This is a genomic window from Paenibacillus solani, from assembly GCF_001277345.1.
Classification (GTDB): Bacteria; Bacillota; Bacilli; order Paenibacillales; family Paenibacillaceae; genus Paenibacillus_AQ; species Paenibacillus_AQ solani.
The window spans coordinates 494,759-510,747 of record NZ_LIUT01000008.1; the positions used below are offsets into that span (position 1 = coordinate 494,759).

19 protein-coding genes, 1 pseudogene and 1 riboswitch are annotated in these 15,989 nt (G+C 51.6%); of the genes and pseudogenes, 10 read left to right on the forward strand and 10 right to left on the reverse strand.

The features are described from left to right. Positions 1-262: 262 nt before the first annotated feature. From tatC to AM231_RS26320, 5 genes are all read right to left on the reverse strand, one after another. A complete protein-coding gene (tatC, locus tag AM231_RS26300; RefSeq protein ID WP_082341810.1) occupies positions 263-1,036 on the reverse strand; it encodes a twin-arginine translocase subunit TatC in 774 nt (257 codons plus the stop codon). Continuing rightward, positions 993-1,214 carry a twin-arginine translocase TatA/TatE family subunit gene (gene tatA, locus AM231_RS26305; RefSeq protein ID WP_054405302.1) on the reverse strand — a complete coding sequence of 74 codons (222 nt, stop codon included), beginning with the start codon at positions 1,212-1,214 and terminating at the stop codon, positions 993-995. The genes tatC and tatA overlap by 44 nt, the downstream gene beginning before the upstream one ends. A gap of 24 nt (positions 1,215-1,238) precedes the next feature. Beyond that, on the reverse strand, positions 1,239-2,864 hold the full coding sequence (locus tag AM231_RS26310; protein WP_054405523.1) for a PhoX family protein: 1,626 nt from the start codon (positions 2,862-2,864) through the stop codon (positions 1,239-1,241). A 124-nt stretch (positions 2,865-2,988) separates the two neighbouring features. Continuing rightward, positions 2,989-3,291: an HNH endonuclease gene (locus AM231_RS26315; RefSeq protein ID WP_054405303.1), complete on the reverse strand. Its 303-nt coding sequence runs from the start codon at positions 3,289-3,291 to the stop codon at positions 2,989-2,991. A gap of 108 nt (positions 3,292-3,399) precedes the next feature. Continuing rightward, on the reverse strand, positions 3,400-4,254 hold the full coding sequence (locus AM231_RS26320; RefSeq protein WP_054405304.1) for a lipoate--protein ligase family protein: 855 nt from the start codon (positions 4,252-4,254) through the stop codon (positions 3,400-3,402). 387 nt (positions 4,255-4,641) lie between these two features. Between AM231_RS26320 and cysK the strand changes: the two genes are divergently transcribed. Further along, on the forward strand, positions 4,642-5,556 hold the full coding sequence (gene cysK / locus AM231_RS26325) for a cysteine synthase A (RefSeq protein WP_054405305.1): 915 nt from the start codon (positions 4,642-4,644) through the stop codon (positions 5,554-5,556). A gap of 17 nt (positions 5,557-5,573) precedes the next feature. Here cysK and AM231_RS26330 read toward each other — a convergent pair whose 3' ends face one another. Next, positions 5,574-6,131 (reverse strand): P-loop NTPase family protein, encoded by a 558-nt coding sequence (locus tag AM231_RS26330; protein WP_054405306.1) that lies wholly within the window; start codon positions 6,129-6,131, stop codon positions 5,574-5,576. Positions 6,132-6,409: 278 nt separating this feature from the next. On the opposite strand from AM231_RS26330, the gene AM231_RS26335 reads away from it, so the two are divergent. The 4 genes and pseudogenes from AM231_RS26335 to AM231_RS26350 all read left to right on the forward strand — a co-directional run bounded on the left by AM231_RS26335 (position 6,410) and on the right by AM231_RS26350 (position 9,005). Continuing rightward, the gene (locus AM231_RS26335; protein ID WP_054405307.1) at positions 6,410-6,841 is read left to right on the forward strand and encodes a YciI family protein; all 432 of its coding nucleotides are present in this window, start codon (positions 6,410-6,412) and stop codon (positions 6,839-6,841) included. Beyond that, positions 6,841-8,103: an RNA polymerase sigma factor gene (locus tag AM231_RS26340; protein ID WP_054405308.1), complete on the forward strand. Its 1,263-nt coding sequence runs from the start codon at positions 6,841-6,843 to the stop codon at positions 8,101-8,103. The genes AM231_RS26335 and AM231_RS26340 overlap by 1 nt, the downstream gene beginning before the upstream one ends. A gap of 120 nt (positions 8,104-8,223) precedes the next feature. Further along, positions 8,224-8,622: a VOC family protein gene (locus tag AM231_RS26345; RefSeq protein WP_054405524.1), complete on the forward strand. Its 399-nt coding sequence runs from the start codon at positions 8,224-8,226 to the stop codon at positions 8,620-8,622. A 41-nt stretch (positions 8,623-8,663) separates the two neighbouring features. Beyond that, a pseudogene (locus AM231_RS26350) lies at positions 8,664-9,005 on the forward strand (DUF1801 domain-containing protein). Between the two features lie 92 nt (positions 9,006-9,097). Here the strand turns inward: AM231_RS26350 and AM231_RS28460 are convergent. Beyond that, positions 9,098-9,226, reverse strand: coding sequence for a DUF4023 family protein (locus tag AM231_RS28460; RefSeq protein ID WP_007128896.1), 129 nt, complete (start codon positions 9,224-9,226; stop codon positions 9,098-9,100). Between the two features lie 130 nt (positions 9,227-9,356). On the opposite strand from AM231_RS28460, the gene AM231_RS26355 reads away from it, so the two are divergent. After that, positions 9,357-9,827 carry a hypothetical protein gene (locus AM231_RS26355; protein WP_054405309.1) on the forward strand — a complete coding sequence of 157 codons (471 nt, stop codon included), beginning with the start codon at positions 9,357-9,359 and terminating at the stop codon, positions 9,825-9,827. A gap of 190 nt (positions 9,828-10,017) precedes the next feature. Here AM231_RS26355 and AM231_RS26360 read toward each other — a convergent pair whose 3' ends face one another. Both AM231_RS26360 and AM231_RS26365 read right to left on the reverse strand, forming a co-directional pair. Beyond that, on the reverse strand, positions 10,018-10,323 hold the full coding sequence (locus tag AM231_RS26360; RefSeq protein WP_053491040.1) for an antibiotic biosynthesis monooxygenase: 306 nt from the start codon (positions 10,321-10,323) through the stop codon (positions 10,018-10,020). A gap of 143 nt (positions 10,324-10,466) precedes the next feature. Continuing rightward, entirely contained in the window at positions 10,467-11,696 is a 1,230-nt protein-coding gene (locus AM231_RS26365; protein ID WP_054405310.1) for a DUF418 domain-containing protein, read from the reverse strand. A gap of 141 nt (positions 11,697-11,837) precedes the next feature. On the opposite strand from AM231_RS26365, the gene AM231_RS26370 reads away from it, so the two are divergent. The 4 genes from AM231_RS26370 (at position 11,838) to AM231_RS26385 (ending at position 15,658) form a co-directional block, all read left to right on the forward strand. Then, the gene (locus tag AM231_RS26370) at positions 11,838-12,557 is read left to right on the forward strand and encodes a response regulator transcription factor (RefSeq protein ID WP_053491042.1); all 720 of its coding nucleotides are present in this window, start codon (positions 11,838-11,840) and stop codon (positions 12,555-12,557) included. Further along, positions 12,554-14,302, forward strand: coding sequence for a HAMP domain-containing sensor histidine kinase (locus AM231_RS26375; RefSeq protein WP_053491043.1), 1,749 nt, complete (start codon positions 12,554-12,556; stop codon positions 14,300-14,302). The genes AM231_RS26370 and AM231_RS26375 overlap by 4 nt, the downstream gene beginning before the upstream one ends. A gap of 127 nt (positions 14,303-14,429) precedes the next feature. Then, the gene (locus AM231_RS26380; RefSeq protein WP_053494072.1) at positions 14,430-15,020 is read left to right on the forward strand and encodes a TetR/AcrR family transcriptional regulator; all 591 of its coding nucleotides are present in this window, start codon (positions 14,430-14,432) and stop codon (positions 15,018-15,020) included. Positions 15,021-15,079: 59 nt separating this feature from the next. Next, positions 15,080-15,658 carry an NAD(P)H-dependent oxidoreductase gene (locus AM231_RS26385; RefSeq protein ID WP_053491044.1) on the forward strand — a complete coding sequence of 193 codons (579 nt, stop codon included), beginning with the start codon at positions 15,080-15,082 and terminating at the stop codon, positions 15,656-15,658. 107 nt (positions 15,659-15,765) lie between these two features. Continuing rightward, positions 15,766-15,867, forward strand: a riboswitch (purine riboswitch). On the opposite strand, the gene AM231_RS30305 is transcribed toward AM231_RS26385, so the two are convergent. Then, positions 15,845-15,973 (reverse strand): hypothetical protein, encoded by a 129-nt coding sequence (locus tag AM231_RS30305; RefSeq protein ID WP_278044651.1) that lies wholly within the window; start codon positions 15,971-15,973, stop codon positions 15,845-15,847. It overlaps the preceding riboswitch by 23 nt. Between the last annotated feature and the right edge of the window lie 16 nt (positions 15,974-15,989).

Here is a 15,989-nt window from a genome sequence, read left to right on the forward strand (position 1 = left end):
TCCTATTGAAAATAGTAGGAGAAAATGACTGATAAATCAATGGATCATTTCTAATAAATCGCGTAACCATGCCGAAAGTCTCAGATGAGGGAGGGGGTAACGAGGACCCGGGTGCATATAACAAAGAGGATATGTCGTGAAGTCGAATCGGTATAAGTGAGATTACAAAAGAGAACCCGTGGGCAGGCAACCTGTTTGATTAGGCTGCCTAGTTCACGGGTTCTATAAGTTCCGTTCTGCTTCGGGGGAAACGAAAGGTGTATCAGGCTGCGCTGCTCTCTGCTTGAGAGGGCTGCAGCTGCTTGCGATAGATGAATCTGGAGATTGAAACGCTGATTTCGTACAGCAGGAACAGCGGGACGATCACGATCAGATCGGACATGATATCCGGCGGTGTAATGGTGACGGCTACGATGCAAAGCAGGAAGTAGGCTGTTTTGCGCATCTTGGCCAGCCGGTGCGGATTCACGATGCCGAGCTTCGTCAGAAAAACGACGATAGCGGGCATCTCGAACAGGAATCCAAATGGTACGGTCATATGAATCATGAAGGTAAAGTATTTTTGCGCGGTATACAACGTTTGGAAGGTCCCTTCGGCCATACGCTGCATGAACTGCAGCACCATCGGAAACAGCACGAAGTATCCGAAGCAGATGCCGGCGATGAATAACATACTAATCACGGGAATGAGCAGCACAGCCGAGCGGTGGGTTCCTTCCGGCAGCGCCGGCTGCACGAACCGCCATATCTGGTAAGCGGCAATGGGAAGCGTTACGGTAACGGCTACCACGCCTGCAATGATCATATACACCCACATCACTTCGGAGGGACCGAGCAGAACGAGCTGCTTATCCATCCCGCGTACCAGCCAGTGATAAATCTTCTCGACGTAGATGAAGGCAGCAACCATCGCGACCAGAAACGCAATCAGCGTGCGGATCAGGCGCTTCCGCATTTCTTCCAGATGCTCGATCGCGCTTTGGTCGTTCGGATTAGCCTTGCTGCTTAGTGGCCGCTGCAGCAGTCTGAGGAGCATCTTCTTTTTTTCCATTCTCGTCGTCTCCGTTCATCAAGCCTTGGGTTGCGCCCTTAAATTCACTTAAGGTCCGTCCGAAGGCGCGACCGAGCTCGGGAAGCTTGGAAGGACCGAATATGATGAGTGCGATAATCAAAATTAGAATTAAACCACCGATTCCGATGTTGCCAAACGGCATGATCCTCGCTCCTTTCGATTGGTATTACTCCAGTTTGAAGCCGCTAATCGCTACGACAGCGCAGCGTGCCATCTTTTCGCCGGAGCGGTGAGGCCATGTACTGGTTGGTTTGCTGAGGTCCTCTGTATTCTCGCCCGGGTGTTGAACGGACAGGAACAGCGTCTGCTCGTCGGGGGTGAAGAAGGGACCCGTAAGCTCGGATTCCACTGGACCAGAGGCGAATTGCAGCGCGACTCCTTGTTCCGGCCCGCTTGTTGGAATCACGAACAGTCCATTGTTCATAAAGGATTTGTGAACACCTTTGTTCTGGCTGCTGCTGGAGATGTCCGTCACGACCCACAGATCGCCGTTTGAGTCGAAAGCCAGGTTGTCCGGCGAGCTGAATCCGGATTGGCGTCCGCCCGCAGCAAAGATTTCAAAGTCGAACTCCATGGCGGCCAGATCGTTGCCTGCTTCAAAGATCCGTGTAATATGGCCGTGGATGTTGCCGTGATTGTCATTGTTCGTATGGCAGATAAACACAGTGTTATCGAACGGCGAGATTTCGATATCTTCCGGACGGTCGGTCGGTGTTCCGCCGACAAGACGGGCAGCTTCCTGGCAGTAAGTGACAACATCACCTTGGGATTTGAATTTTGCCCCTGCCTCTTGGTTCTCTGCGGTAGCCTTGGTTACGGCTTCCAGGGTAACCGGCTGCCATTTGCCAGACTTGAGGTTCGCAACGTACAAGGTTCCATCTTCCAGAAGCGCGGAGTTGGCGCGGCCTTTGCTCTTGTCATATTTGTTCTTGCTGATGAATTTATAGACGCAGGCATCTTTCTTGTCGTCGCCCATATAGACAACAATCCGCCCGTCTGAGGCAAGGCCCATCGCGGTATTCTCATGATTGAATCGGCCGAGCGCGGTGTGCTTTTTCAGGAAGGATTTATCGAATGGATCGACCTCTACGACCCAGCCGTAATGCGTATCCGGCAGGTTCGAGACGGCCGCGGTGTCTTCGAAGTTCTCCTCGCAGGACAGGACCGTGTTCCACAGTGTTACGCCGCCGGAGCAGTTGGCAAACGTGCCGGTAGCCGTCGTGGCACCTTTCAGGGCAGGGATGCCTTTGGCCGGACCAGTGATATCGAATTTACTGAAGCCGTTGATGCGGCGGGCATGAGTGGAGGTGGTGTCCATTTTCCAGACGCCGTTCTCGTCACGGTATATTTCAATGACCGACATGCCTTGGTAATACAGGTTTTTATGGATTTGATCTGCTGTCATTTTCCCATCCTTTACAGGTCCGATGGAGAAAATGGTGGAGTATTCATGGTTGTTGACGAGGAGGCCGCGGAGATTGGAGCCCTTGATCGGGAAAAATGCGTTGTAATCGCAGCCGGATCCGAATTTCTCGCCAGCCGGATTGATCACGTCATCGAAAGCGGTAATGACATCATATTTGAAATTTCGAGGCAGCACGAGCTGGTCTGCTTTGGTTGGTTCGATTGGTTCAAAATAGCCGCTGACGCGATTCGTTTTGAATCCGAACAGGTGATCTGCGGTTCCGGACATGGCTGAAGCTTTGCCTTCCAATACACCAAAACCTGCGGATGCGGCTGCCAAGGCAGTTGCGCCCGTACCCAGGTAAGACAGAAACGTTTTGCGATCCATCGTTTTACTCAAGCTTATCCACCCCTAATGAATTATTGCCATCAGGACAAGTTTATAGGGGAAGTGTTAAGGCAATATCAGAGGAGAATGGCAGAATTGTAAAAATAAACTAATGGTGAAGGGGCTACCGGCGTCCCCGAACATTTTTGGATTTGCGGGATTTGGGTATGGTACCGGGGGGAGTTTTGCGGATCCAGCGGATGAAGGACTGCATGGCCGGATCCTGCTGCAGCGCAGACAGGGTCGTTAAACCCTGATCGACGAGCTGTTTATTGGTATAGAGTTGATGAATTTGCTTGTGGCACGGAATACATAACAGAGCTGTGGGAAGGTGAGTGCCGCCATACTCCCGTGGGGTCAGATGGTGAACTGTCGTTTCCACCCCGGTTCTGCCGCAGCATTCGCACCGATTCTCTGTATCGTCCATACCGAGCACCTCTTTCATAGTTGGGGATCGAAGCCCATTTTATTATTTGGGTTGCCCAAGATGGGGGTGTGAATATACCTTAGCGGCGTAACTGACCCTGAAAAAGATTTATTCCTCGACTTTATACCGCTGACGCATCTGTTCAGCCATGGCAAGGATTTCTTCTGAGCTCGGCATAACCAATCTGGAAGCGGCCCCGGTTAGCTCCCTACCTGCTTGCCATGCGCGTATGACCTCTTTGACGGCTGCTGTGAATTGATGCACCGCTTCGGCGCCGCTGCCAAGAATCGTCAGTTCCTGAAGGCTCGCCGTGCTGCCGGTTTCTACAAGAGGGTACTGCGTGGGATCAGCGCCCGTGGCGGCAATATCATAGAAGGAACGAACCAGCCGGGCACGCTCGCTGCCCGAACCTTCGGCAATGATAAAAGCCTGAATAATGAAGGCCTTCCGCTGCCGCCGCTGGGCAATGCCGCAAAATTTGAGGCCGCCTATGCTTAGATCAAACGTTCCAGGGCAGAAGGCACCGGCAATCTCGCCGGTATCTATGGTTTGGCCCGTGCTGTGGAGGGCTTCCCGGATCAGCTCTACCATGATTTCAAAGTCCTGATGGAAGTCAGGCGCAGGTCCCGTAGAGGAGAACGGGAGGACGAGGGACAGGTTCACCACGCCGGCGTCCAAGGGGACTGCGGCACCGCCTGAATGGCGAACGGCAGTGTCATAGCCGAGAGAGCGAAGTTTAGCTTCCCCTTGGGGTGCCTGGGGAAGGCGGCTGTCCCGCACGCCCATAACAAAAGCACGCGGATGCCGCCACAGATGGCAGATGGCCGGTCCGCCTTCTCCAGTCTGCCTGCATAGCAGCTCGTCCAGTGCAAAATGGTAGAGCACGTCCTGGTGCGATAAATCATCAGTCCGGTCGAGCAGCAGGATGGGTTGATCTTCAGGTAGTGACAGCGGATTATTCACGCTTGTTGCGCCTCCTCTAATATGTAAATGTGAAAAAGACTATGAAAAAATCATATCTTCCGAGGGAAGTGTGATCGTTATTTGCTGTGAACAGCATACCATATAACCATGCGGAAGCGGCGAGCCTCGCCCTGTCCATGTCGGGGTCTTTCGCTGTCTGAGCAAGCTCCAATCAATGGGCAATCTTCAGTCGATCTATCATTAAGTGAAAGCATCAGCATTCTTTCAAGGCCTGTCAGAAAATTATCAGCTCCATGCGTCTGTTTTCCGGGAATGTACGTTGATCGATGATTTTGTTATAATCCGAGTAAGCTTATTGTCTTTGTGAGTGATATGGTTTAGCGGAAAGCGACTTCACTTCATATATAAAAGGAGAATATCCACATCATGGAGATTTATAACAGTGTAGTTGATATGATCGGCCAGACGCCAATGGTAAAACTTCAGCGGTTAGTTCAGGAAGGGTCCGCAGATGTTTACGTCAAGCTTGAGAGATTCAATCCTTCCGGCAGCGTGAAGGACCGCGCGGCTTACAATCTGATTCATACCGCGGAGGAGCAGGGCCTGCTCCAGCCAGGGGGCACCATAATCGAGCCGACGAGCGGGAACACGGGCATTGGCCTGGCGATGATTGCAGCTGCCAAGGGTTATCGGGCCATCCTGATTATGCCGGATAACATGTCCAAGGAGCGGATAAATATATTGAAGGCGTATGGAGCGGAGGTCGTGCTATCACCGAGCAGTAAGCGCATGCCGGGCTCGATTGCCAAGGCGCTTGAGCTTAGGGAGCAGATTCCAGGCAGCTTCATTCCGCAGCAGTTTGAGAATGCGGCTAACCCGGACATTCACCGAGTGACCACAGCGCCGGAAATATTGGAGCAGATGGAGGGGCGGCTGGATGCCTTTGTAGCAACGGCAGGAACGGGCGGTACCGTAACCGGAACCGGAGAAGAGCTGAGGAAGTCTCTGCCGAATCTGTTTATCGCGGTAGTCGAGCCGAAGGGCTCCCCCGTGCTCTCCGGCGGACAGCCGGGACCGCATAAGCTGGTGGGCACAAGCCCAGGCTTTGTACCGGAGATCCTAAATACAGACATATATGATGAGATCATCCAAATCGCCGACGAGGATGCACTGCAAACCACCCGGAGTTTAGCTCGCAAGGAAGGGATACTGGTAGGCCCGTCCTCCGGCGCATCGGTATTCGCGGCTCTTCAAGTAGCGAAGCGGCTGGGGGAAGGCAAGCGGGTTGTCTGCATTGCCCCGGATACAGGAGAGCGGTATTTGAGCATGAATATTTTCTAAGTGAGAAGGACCTCCGGTTAACCACCGAGGGTCCTTTCTTGCTGTTCCATGGAGGGCTTCCGCTGTTTAAGCTGCTGCATGAGTTGTCCATGACTCTTCACGACGATTACTTTGCCAGGATAACCCGCGAGCGTGTTCTGAATCTGGTATCGGCCTTTCCGCTGATAGGCGGCGCTCCATTCGAACATTTTTTTGAACATATTCCAGGTAGGGGTGTAGTGTGCCTGTTCAAGTCTCAGCCGCTGTTTGATGAACCTTGTGATGATCCGGCAGGTTATGGTGGAATAAGACGGGTTCAGGAAAACGATAAGGTCCGCACGGTGGAAGCTGGGGCCGACCCAATTCAGATGGGCGCCTTCGATAATCCAGCATTTGTTGTTGACGATGTTTAGCAATAGTGCATCCCGGTCCGCTTCAGTCCTACGAATATCATCCGGCTCGGCTCGTTCCCATACAACATTATCGAGCTCGTAATAAGGAAGGTTAAACTGGGCGGCCAGCACTCTGGCGAGCGTCGTTTTACCGCTGCCGACGGAGCCGATAATATGGATCCGGTTCGGGATCATAACGTCCATAAGAGATCACCGCATTCATGAGAAATGGTAGCTAATTAATTTCGGTATGGGACCGGTGAATTCCTTTGACCACTCAGGGGTTCATCTTAGTCCTGGTTGATTTTTTTATGGGCGTGGTTTTTTCCAACAGGAATACAGGGTCCGATCACGAAATAATGGTAACCTATTTTTTTATGAAAATTTGATGTGTTTGTCGATCAGGAGATGTTCTATTCGTTGATGAAGCATAGAACGGAAATTCAGAGTATACGCAGAGATAACCAGGGAGGTATAAAGTGATGAGATTCATGATGATTGTGAAAGCAACCGAGGATTCTGAGGCGGGTGTGCTGCCTAGTGCAGAACAATTGGATGCCATGATGAGGTACAACATGGAGCTGGCCAGGGCGGGGGTTCTGCTTGCAGCAGATGGGCTGCATCCAAGCGCAGGCGCCATCCGGATTTCTTATCCGGAGCCTGGAGGCAAGCCGAAAATCACCGACGGTCCCTTTACGGAAGCGAAGGAGCTGATCGCGGGGTATACCTTGATTGAGGTAAAGTCGAGGGAAGAGGCAATCGAATGGGCCAAACGCATGCCCGATCCGCATGGCTTCGGCGCGGGGCAGATTGAGCTCCGTCAGGTGTTTGAACCGACCGAGCTGACGCAGGACCCGGATGCACAGGCGAAGCAATATGAAATGCGTGAGCACATCCAGAGGCAGAATTCCTAATGTCGGCGGCCGATACCCATGCTGCAATTGATGCCATCTGGAGAATCGAATCTTCCAAAATCATTGCCTACCTGACCCGAATGGTCCGTGATATCGGCCTTGCCGAGGATCTGGCTCAGGATGCGCTGATCGCTGCACTGGAACGCTGGCCTCAAGACGGTATACCGGATATTCCCGGCGGATGGCTTATGACTGCAGCGAAGCGCAAAGCGCTGGACCTGCTGCGCCGGAATAAAGTACGCGATCGGAAGTATGAGCAGTTGGGACGCGACATGGATTCCCGGATGGATTCGGAATTTGAAGTGCCGGAGGAGGGCGAAGTAAGCGATGATATTCTGCGGCTGATCTTCATGACCTGCCACCCGGTTCTCTCCCCTGAAGCGCGTGTAGCCCTGACGCTGCGTTTGCTCGGCGGATTAACGACAGCGGAGATCGCCCACGCCTATCTTGTGCCTGAACCTACGATCGCGCAGCGAATCGTTCGTGCCAAACGGACGCTGTCGGCGACCCGGGTGGCATTCGAGATTCCTCAGGGAGCCGAGCTCAAACCTCGATTGTCATCGGTCCTTGAGGTCATCTACCTCATGTTTAATGAGGGATATGCCGCGTCATCGGGCAGCCAGTGGATTCGCCCGCTGCTCTGTCAGGAAGCGCTCCGGATCGGGCGGGTGCTGGCGGAGATCGTGCCGGCGGAGGCCGAGGTGCATGGATTGGTTGCGTTAATGGAATTTCAGTCCTCCCGATTCAAGTCTCGGGTCAATTCGGAGGGGGAACCTGTCCTGCTTATGGATCAGAACCGGGCCCTGTGGGATTATATATTGATTCGGCGCGGTTTTGCCGCTCTGGATCGGATCGAGCGGTTGGGCGGAATGACGGGACCTTACGCCATACAGGCTGCCATTTCCGCGTGTCATGCCGGGGCACCGAGTGCAGCAGAGACGGATTGGATTCGAATCTCCGCGCTCTATGAGGCATTGGATCAGGTTTCTCCTTCGCCGATCGTGGAATTGAATCGGGCCGTTGCTCTTTCCATGGCTTTCGGTCCGGAGATCGGGCTTGAGATCGTGGACGTTCTGCAAAGCGAGCCTGCTTTGAAGGGGTATCATCTTCTCCCAAGTGTAAGGGGTGACATGCTCTTTAAGCTGGGACGTATGGATGAAGCTTGCGCGGAATTCAAGCTGGCCGCATCGCTGACGGATAACCTGAAGGAACATGTCCTGCTGCTAAACCGTGCGGCGGAATGCCTGTCAGCGGAGTCCTAAGACATGCTGAAGAAAAAAACTAAATTTTTTTTAAAAAAATATGAAAGTCGTGTCGATTATGCCAAATCTCATTCGTCATTTAGGTATAAAACAAAAAAACGAATCGAGAGGAAGATGATCATGCAAGCACAAATGGTACCTTTTATTATTTCGGAGGATGCAAGAGGACAGGCGGATTTTTACATGCAAGCGCTGGGTGGAGAGATTGATGTATTGACCACATTCAAAGACATGCCGGGGATACCCGAAGCTCACCAAGATAAGGTTATGCATATGTCGTTAACGCTGGCTGGCGGTAATAAGCTTATCCTCACCGATGCTTTTCAGGAAACCGCCAAGAGCTCAAGCATGGGTCTGGCCATCACGTTCACTCACGAAGAAAACGCCCGTGCTGCTTATCGCCATCTAAGCGATGGGGGCACCGAGAAATATCCATTCGCCCTTCAGCCTTGGGGAGCCTACTACGGAGAAGTGGTAGACCGGTATGGCATGACCTGGCAGATGGTTCATCAGGGCTGAGCTGAGAAATACTATACTACGATACAGAGGGAGCAGATAAAATGAATCAAGAAGTAACAGATTACATTGCAGCCATTAGTGATGCCTGGAAGGTGGAGGTCAGCGAGCGACTTCGCGAGCTGGTGCACGAGACGATCCCTGAGGTTTCAGAACGGCTACAATAAAAAAAGCCCCACTTTTTGAAAAACGGAAAATATGCAGCCGTAATCAGCGTCGCAAAGAGCGCCGTCAGCTTTACGATATTTCATGCGGATGGCCTGGATTTTCCTGAAGGGTTGTTCGAAGGGCCGCCCGAACGAAAGACTATCAAAATCTCATCCGGGCAGCAGGTTGATTATAATATGCTCGGCTCCCTGCTAAAGCAGGCATCCGAGGGATTGTAAGACATATGTAATAGAGAGCGTTGATAATTGGTGTTTCATGCTCCCTGATATCATAGCCGCGATCCTGCCAGGATCGCGGTATATCTTGTATGTTATTTCTTGGTGCCGTGCTGTTTGGTCGGCAGTTTGTCGCTGGGTGTGCCTTTGCCGTTATTTTTGTTGCGGCGGGCTTTCTCCGCATTCTCATTCATTTTTTCCACAAAATCGTGTGTGCTTTCCATAAAACGCAAGCTCCTTTCGCGCAGGGGATGGGTTTTCTTGATCATGCTTAATATAACCATTTCGTCCGTATAGTATTTTGATCACTTCGGCACAAAAGGGAATGGCGGACACTTAATTAGGGGTGATCGGATGTCCAAAAGGTTCTTATATATCATGCTGGTGGGCATGATGGCGGTGCTTGGAATGGGTGGATGCAGCGAAACGAACGAGGATGCCACGTCTTTGGATCAAAGTCTGTATTCCGTTAAGGAACTGCTGCAGCTGGACGCAGCGAAGGTGAAGTCCATTCAAGTGGTTTATGGGGACGGCACACGAATGGTATTGGACAGCAAGCAGGATATTGAACCCATTATAAAGAGGGTGGAGCCCGTCCAAGCTAAGCGGATGACAGGTAACGAAGAACCGGGTCAACCGGGATTTTTATTCTATATGGATGTCATGCAAGGTGAGCAGGAGATTCGCGTGGCAAGCGAGTTTGAGGTGAATAGACAGTCATATACAATGGAGGGTCCTGAGCTTAACGAACTGAACAGATATATGGTTGAGCTGGGGCGATCCCACAACCCCGAATTGCTGCCGGGATATACGATAAGCGAATAGATCAGCCTTGAAGTATGCTATCTATCATCCAAGACGAATCGTGGAAACCGGAACGTGGCAGGAATGACCCATCACCAAAAAATACCCAGCCAGCAGGCAGATGCCCGAGGCGGGGTATTTGTAATGGCAGCGTCCTGCATGCACTTCCTGCAGTCCGATAGGGGCTGTGCAGGATAAAGCTTATGCCGGTTTACTTTGTATGACTGACCAGGAGTTCATATTTGTTCAGGGAAGCACCCAATATATTCTCATTGCGCCCCTGACCGTGGGATTGGCGGAATGAATCGCTGGAAGTCCAGCGTTTGAACCCTTCTTCATTTTCCCATACCGTGGAAATCTTCAGCTCCTCAGCTTCTGCGCCTTCTTTGGCTTCATGCCATACTTCCATTCGCACGAATCCTTCAATTTCCTGTACGCCTTTTGCTTCAGCGAATCGTTGGGCAATTTCTTTACCAAAGCCCGGTTTAACCTTAATTGAGTTCGTAACTACTAGCATGCTTGATTCCTCCTTCGGTATTGACCGGAAAAGTCCGAGAAACATCCAGCCTATTGTCGTATGTCCATTATACATGAACGGCAGGCCTGATTTCATCTTGGTAGTCTTGAGGAAGCAAACACTGAGCCGCTACTGTGAAACGATTAGGATGCGGGAGGTCCTTCAGTCTGAAGTTCTGCCGCAGGATCTGCGGTCACCGGAGCCAGTGGTTTAGGTTTGGCTCTTCCACTCCAGGACCAGTAGGTGCCTATACGCAGCAGCCGTTCGACCGGGCCGCTGCGGAACCTTTTCAGCCAGATCAGGCTGATGGCTGCCAGTACGGCATAGATAAGGATCGCCAGCAGCGTTCCTTGCAGCACGCCAAGCTTGCCGAAGAGACCCAGCCCAAATCCATAGAATATCGATACGCATATGACGCTTTGTGTCAGATAGTTCGTTAGTGACATCCGTCCAACAGCTTCAAAAGCCCGGATCAAGAGCGATTGTCTGGACGAGAAGGCGTAGATGGAAGCGAATAGATGGAGATACCCAAGCGCTAACAACGGGCCGCCTAGCATCATCAGGATACCGCTCCAGCTGTTGGAGTTACCCAACATGACGCCTGCCGTCTTCAAACCCAGACCAACCGGAATAAGGAGTGACCATCTCAAGTACAATTTGATTTCCATGGAAGGATGGAGGAAGCGGCCGCGCTTTGCCGCCGCCATGCCAAACAGAAACATCGGTGCGTTCATCAGCGGGAGAATGATGACAACCAGCAGTAACAGCCAATCTGGCAGATCGTAAGGTAGTTCCCCGTTTAAACGGAACTGAAAGATCTCACTGTAAGAGCCGCTGCTGTATACTTCGATGGATTGCTTTACGAATGTCTCCATTTTCTCTCCTTCTGCAGCCGAAGGCTCCAGCATGCCGTATCCGAAAGCTGAAACCAGCGCGAGCAGAAGGGTCCCCCAGATGATGAGCGTTTTGGGCTTCCGCTTTACAAACAGCAGCAGGAAGAACCCGACGGCTCCGTAGAACAGCAGAATATCGCCTTCCCATATGAATGTCGAATGCAGAAAACCAAGAAGGATCAGCAGAATGGACCTGCGGGTAAAGCTGCGTCCATATTTGAGTCCTTTGGTGGTCAAGCTTTCCCTCATTTTGACCATGCTGTAGCCGAACAGGAATGTAAAAATCGGCATGAAGCTGGCCTCTACGAAAACTCTCAGCATATCATGGCTAACCCGGTCCAGGATGGATGGCTGAAAGTAGTGCAGTTCATCCTTACCAAACATGCCGTATTGAAAAATCAGCATGTTGGCCATTAGGATGCCAAGCAAGCTTAAGCCGCGAATGGCATCAACCGCTGTCGAGCGTTTATATGAATTCATATCGATCACCTCTGAAACCAAGTATAAAGTTCGAAATGAAATTACTCGGAAACGGCAACCTAACTTTTTCTTAACAGTTTCTCCATTTGTTTAACTCCTGTTAAGGTTGCTGTGCTAGCATAAGTATGGGTGAGGATAAATATGGAGCTTACACGAATTTTAATTGTAGATGATGAACCTTCCATTGTGAAAATGCTGCAGATGGTGCTGCGCAAGGAAGGCTTTAACCGTATATATACGGCTTCCAGTTGTCAGGAAGCGCTTAGCGAAATCGCTGCCCACGGAGCGGATTTTGTGCTGTTGGATGTCATGCTTCCGGATGGCACGGGATTTGATCTCTGTCCGCAGATCCGTTCTTATGGCAGCCCGCACATTCTGTTTCTGACGGCGAAGGCATCGGACCTGGATGTGCTGACCGGATTTGCGATGGGCGGGGACGATTATGTGACCAAGCCGTTTAACCCGCTGGAGATTGCCGCTAGAATCAAAGCGCGTCTACGTCGAGGCGGCTTGGGCAGGACTGTGGCGGCTGAGCATCGGCCAATCCAGCGTGCATGGGATTTCGGCCGGTTTAAGGTGGATGAAACGGCCGGTGAGCTTACTGTGCTGGGCGAGCCTGTGCCTTGTCCGGCGCAGGTGTTTCAGCTTTTGTTATATTTTTGCAAGCATCCAGGAGTTGTATTCTCTAAGTCGCAGCTGTACGAGGCCGTGTGGGGCATTGATGGGATGGGCGAGGATAATACCGTGATGGTGCATATCCGCCGTATCCGCGAGCGTATTGAGGAAGATCCGAGCAACCCGCAGTATTTGCTGACGGTTCGGGGGCTTGGTTACAAGCTGATGAAGGAGAAAGGGCGATGAGGCTGCGCAGAAGATTGGCCTTTCATTTTACGTATCAACTGATTGCATTCTCGGCGTTTATGTTTTGCTTTCTCATTGTGCTCTTATTCTTCTTGATCAGGCATATAAACAATGATGAACTTCAGCGCAATTTTCCGACAGGTGTTCTGGACGGGATCGTGATGGAGACCGTGACGGAGAATGGCAAGGTGCTGCTGGGGGAGCATTGGAAGCATCTGCTGCGGGAGAAGAATATGTGGCTCCAGGTGGTGAATATGGAGGGGAAAGTCATTCACGCCACTAACACATCATCAAATGTCCCTTCCGAGTATTCGGTGAACACTTTGCTTGAGATAAAGGAGAACCGCCGTCTCGACAAGTACACGGTGGATTGGCAAATGGAGCTGTTTTATGAAGAGCCGCTGCTGTACCTGATGGGTCGCATTAATGAAAGCTCGGATCATCTTCGGGAGTGGTATGCTCAATTTCAAGAAAACGGCAGAGTAAGGCAGGGGGATGAAGAGTCACTTCGTAATGAGTTAGCGAGGCTTGGCGGCTACTTGCATGTTATTGACCGGGAGGGCCGTGTGGTCCAAACGGTGGGATCAGGGGCAGAGACGAAGGCAAGCTATCATCCGCTGGAGATTATGGCCATGCAGGAGCAGCCCGGCACATATGCAACGCATATCGCGGTTTACCGGGATGCGGCCAGCGGCAGCACCTGGGTCTACCATACGCCCCAAGACGGTGCTCTGGGGAAGAGACCGATGATGAATGATCTGATCCGCGTGGCGCTATGGACGATGATCTGTGTGCTGCTGCTGTCGCTCGGAGTCGCCATATGGCATGGATACCGGTATAGCCGGCCCTTGCTGCTGTTTACTGGATGGTTTGAGCGAATGGGCAGAGGAGCTTATGAGGAAGTCCTTACCCCCAAAGACCGGAAGCGGGTGTTCCGCAGGAACGGAAAGCTGCGTATGCGCTTTAAGCTGTACAAGGAAGTCATCCATTCATTTTACAAAATGGCGGAGCAGCTTGCCGAAACCGAACGGGAGCGAGAGCGGCTCGACCGTAATCGGGAGGAATGGATGTCGGGAATATCGCATGATTTGCGTACCCCATTATCTTCCATCCAGGGTTACGGGTATATGCTCGAAAGCGCGCCGCAGGATTGGAGTCAGGAAGAGCTGCGAGAGATGGGAACCGTGATCCGGGAAAAGGGCGATTACATGCTGGAGCTGATCAACGACTTCTCGCTCGTGTTTCAGCTCAAGAATGAAATTCGGCCGCAGGAGCTGGCCCGGCTGGATTTGAATGAGCTCGTTCGTCGCTGCGTATTGAAATACGTTAACGATGCCACGGTAGATGCGAATTTCGTTTATGTTGGCAGCGGAGCAGCGCTTATGGTAGACGGGAACGCCAAATGGCTTCAGCGGCTGATGGATAATCTTCTTACGAATGCCGTGAAGCATAATCAGCAGGGTGTTCACATTGAAATACGGGTGGAGAGACGTTCCGTAGGGGCAGCGATTACGGTTGCTGATCAGGGCGTGGGTATGGACGAGGAGACACGCGGCAATCTGTTTGAACGTTATTACCGGGGGACGAATACCGAAGAGAGTATGGATGGCTCAGGGCTTGGGATGAGCATTGCCAAGGCGATTGTTGAAGCCCATGGCGGCCGGGTAAGTGTATGGTCCGAAGTGGGCAGAGGAACCACCATCACCATTTTGCTGCCGGAGGCGATAAGGGATGCTAATCAATAGCTGACCGTCCTGTATACAGATAGGGAGAACTGAATAACAGTGAGAAATAGAGGCGCCTTTCGTTGTGGAGGAGCCTCTTTGCAAATGAATAATTGCTATTTGGTTAGCGTTCACTTATGATATGGATATGAAAAAGAAACCGCATGTTGATAGCAAGAAGAAAGATATTTTACAGGCTGCCATGAAGCTCTTCGCCGAGAAGGGTGTGGATGGGGTATCCGTCAAAGAAATCGGTGCAGAAGCAGGTGTAACGGATGCGGCAATCTATAAGCATTTTACGAACAAGGATGCGGTGGCTGCGGAAGCGTTTGAGGAGTACTGCGGCCGTTATACGCGTCTGGTGGATGATTATGCCGCCCGGCCAGGAGCGTTTGGGGAGAGGCTGTCTTCTCTCGTAACCCGGGTATTGGTCTCTTATGACGAGGATAAATACGGCTTGCTGCTGTTGTCCCAGCATCACGAGCTGTTTACGGAGGTGCTCTTGAGCAGGGGACGCCAACCGCTGGATGCTTTGCAGGATTTGCTTGAGCAGGCGGTGAATAAGGGGGATATCCCGCCGCAGAACACGCGGTTAACCGCCGTATTGATCATTGGCGCGTTCACTCAGCTTGCGGTTTCAACGATGCAAGGGGAGTTGGAAGAACCGTTGTCGCTGCTGGCAAATGAAGTGACGGCGCATCTATTGGCATTAATAGGCTTGGGAAAAGGTCCGGGGTGATCTTTTCTTTTTGTCATTAGGTTAGTGTTCGCTAACTAAAAAATGAGGGGAAGATGCAGATGAAAAAGGTTTTAATTATACAAGGAAATCCCATCGAGGACAGCTATGGCAGTAAGCTGGCAGAAGTTTATGCGAAGGGGGCGGCTGAATCCGGGGCAGAGGTGCGAGAGCTGGTGCTTGCCAGGATGGATTTTGATCCCAATCTCTCCGGCGGTTACAAGGGGAAACAACCGCTGGAGCCGGATTTGCAAGAAGCGCAGGAACTGATCTCTTGGGCGGATCACATGGTGTTTGTGTATCCGAATTGGTGGGGCGGCATGCCGGCACTGCTCAAAGGGTTCATCGACCGGGTTTTTCTACCGGGCTTTGCGTTTAAGTACCGCCGAAATTCGCCTTTGCCAGAGCAGCTGCTCAAGGGGAAGACGGCACGCTTGATCGTCACGATGGATTCGCCGAACGTCTATTACCGTTTCTACCTCGGACAGCCGGGGCATCAAATGATGAAGCATTCCATACTAAAGTTCTGCGGTGTGGGTAAGGTACATGCCACGAACATTACGCAGCTTCGCAAAATGCCTGAAGCCTCAAGAAAGCAATGGCTTGAGCGCGTACATAGATTGGGGCGGAAACTGGCTTGATTTGACATGCCTGTAGATGAAAGATTGCTCCCGGTCACTTGACTTCTCAGTCAGGAGGATTATAATTCATACAACAAATGAAACGGAATGAATGAAAAAATTAATAGGTTCACAAAATCAAATCTTGATGTATATGCCGGGGGATAAGGCCCGGGCGTTTCTACCAGGTTACCGTAAATGACTTGACTACATGAAGGTTGAGAATCCCGCCGCCACCCAGCCCAGCTTCGTACCTAGAAGCCGGGCTTGAGGATCATCTTGATTGGAAATTTCGCAGGTTTTAACCATTGAGGTGATGTGCAGACTAGGTAGCATAGATTGCTGCTGCACG

Coding starts and splice junctions, on each gene's coding strand:
- tatC (WP_082341810.1), bottom strand. CDS start 1,036: ATGCTCCTCAGACTGCTGCAGCGGCCACTAAGCAGCAAGGCTAATCCG.
- tatA (WP_054405302.1), bottom strand. CDS start 1,214: ATGCCGTTTGGCAACATCGGAATCGGTGGTTTAATTCTAATTTTGATT.
- AM231_RS26310 (WP_054405523.1), bottom strand. CDS start 2,864: ATGGATCGCAAAACGTTTCTGTCTTACCTGGGTACGGGCGCAACTGCC.
- AM231_RS26315 (WP_054405303.1), bottom strand. CDS start 3,291: ATGGACGATACAGAGAATCGGTGCGAATGCTGCGGCAGAACCGGGGTG.
- cysK (WP_054405305.1), top strand. CDS start 4,642: ATGGAGATTTATAACAGTGTAGTTGATATGATCGGCCAGACGCCAATG.
- AM231_RS26330 (WP_054405306.1), bottom strand. CDS start 6,131: ATGGACGTTATGATCCCGAACCGGATCCATATTATCGGCTCCGTCGGC.
- AM231_RS26335 (WP_054405307.1), top strand. CDS start 6,410: ATGAGATTCATGATGATTGTGAAAGCAACCGAGGATTCTGAGGCGGGT.
- AM231_RS26340 (WP_054405308.1), top strand. CDS start 6,841: ATGTCGGCGGCCGATACCCATGCTGCAATTGATGCCATCTGGAGAATC.
- AM231_RS26345 (WP_054405524.1), top strand. CDS start 8,224: ATGCAAGCACAAATGGTACCTTTTATTATTTCGGAGGATGCAAGAGGA.
- AM231_RS28460 (WP_007128896.1), bottom strand. CDS start 9,226: ATGGAAAGCACACACGATTTTGTGGAAAAAATGAATGAGAATGCGGAG.
- AM231_RS26355 (WP_054405309.1), top strand. CDS start 9,357: ATGTCCAAAAGGTTCTTATATATCATGCTGGTGGGCATGATGGCGGTG.
- AM231_RS26360 (WP_053491040.1), bottom strand. CDS start 10,323: ATGCTAGTAGTTACGAACTCAATTAAGGTTAAACCGGGCTTTGGTAAA.
- AM231_RS26365 (WP_054405310.1), bottom strand. CDS start 11,696: ATGAATTCATATAAACGCTCGACAGCGGTTGATGCCATTCGCGGCTTA.
- AM231_RS26370 (WP_053491042.1), top strand. CDS start 11,838: ATGGAGCTTACACGAATTTTAATTGTAGATGATGAACCTTCCATTGTG.
- AM231_RS26375 (WP_053491043.1), top strand. CDS start 12,554: ATGAGGCTGCGCAGAAGATTGGCCTTTCATTTTACGTATCAACTGATT.
- AM231_RS26380 (WP_053494072.1), top strand. CDS start 14,430: ATGAAAAAGAAACCGCATGTTGATAGCAAGAAGAAAGATATTTTACAG.
- AM231_RS26385 (WP_053491044.1), top strand. CDS start 15,080: ATGAAAAAGGTTTTAATTATACAAGGAAATCCCATCGAGGACAGCTAT.
- AM231_RS30305 (WP_278044651.1), bottom strand. CDS start 15,973: ATGCTACCTAGTCTGCACATCACCTCAATGGTTAAAACCTGCGAAATT.